The sequence below is a fragment of the Marinobacter sp. ES-1 genome (genome assembly GCF_000475255.1).
GTDB lineage: Bacteria > Pseudomonadota > Gammaproteobacteria > Pseudomonadales > Oleiphilaceae > Marinobacter > Marinobacter vinifirmus.
In genome coordinates, this window is record NZ_AXBV01000112.1 from 1 (window position 1) to 1,156 (window position 1,156).

Below are 1,156 nucleotides of genomic sequence, written 5' to 3' on the forward strand. Positions count from 1 at the left end.
CCTTCACGAATCGCGAAGCGCAGACCATCTTCCATGGCGATCGGAGCGATCAGGGTAACAGTCATTTTCACGTTGTCACCCGGCATTACCATTTCTACGCCTTCCGGCAGTTCGCAAGAACCGGTCACGTCAGTGGTCCGGAAGTAGAACTGCGGACGGTAGCCCTTGAAGAACGGAGTATGACGACCACCTTCTTCTTTGGACAGTACGTACACTTCACACTCGAACACAGTGTGCGGCTTGATGGAGCCCGGCACACACAGAACCTGACCACGCTCAACGTCGTCACGCTTGGTACCACGCAGCAGAACACCTACGTTCTCACCGGCACGACCTTCGTCCAGCAGCTTGCGGAACATCTCAACACCAGTACAGGTGGTCTTGGTGGTGTCGCGGATACCCACGATTTCCACTTCGTCACCTACCTTGATGATGCCACGCTCAACACGGCCAGTTACTACGGTACCACGACCGGAGATGGAGAATACGTCCTCGATCGGCATCAGGAACGGCTGATCGATGGCACGCTCCGGCTCAGGGATGTAGTCGTCCAGGGCTTCTACCAGCTTCTTAACAGCGGTAGTACCCATCTCGTTGTCGTCTTTACCTTCCAGAGCCATCAGGGCAGAACCGGTGATGATCGGAGTGTCGTCACCCGGGAAGTCGTACTGGCTCAGCAGATCACGAACTTCCATTTCTACCAGCTCAAGCAGCTCTTCATCGTCTACCATGTCCGCTTTGTTCAGGAACACAACGATGAACGGTACACCTACCTGACGGGACAGCAGGATGTGCTCACGAGTCTGCGGCATGGGGCCGTCAGCTGCGGAGCAAACCAGGATAGCGCCGTCCATCTGGGCAGCACCCGTGATCATGTTCTTAACATAATCAGCGTGGCCCGGGCAGTCTACGTGAGCGTAGTGACGGGTCGGAGAATCGTACTCAACGTGGGAGGTCGCGATGGTGATACCACGCGCACGCTCTTCCGGTGCGTTATCGATCTGATCGAAAGCACGGCTCTCGCCAGTGCCCCATACTTCGTGACATACACGAGTCAGGGCGGCTGTCAGAGTGGTCTTACCATGGTCAACGTGACCAATGGTGCCCACGTTTACGTGCGGCTTGTTACGCTCAAATTTTGCTTTAGACACGGTTA

At 55.7% G+C, this 1,156-nt stretch carries 1 protein-coding gene; it reads right to left on the bottom strand.

The features are described 5' to 3' along the window. Positions 1-1,151, bottom strand: a 1,151-nt coding sequence (gene tuf / locus Q668_RS16405; protein WP_036220437.1) for an elongation factor Tu, incomplete at its 3' end; no start/stop codon positions are given. Positions 1,152-1,156 lie beyond the last annotated feature (5 nt).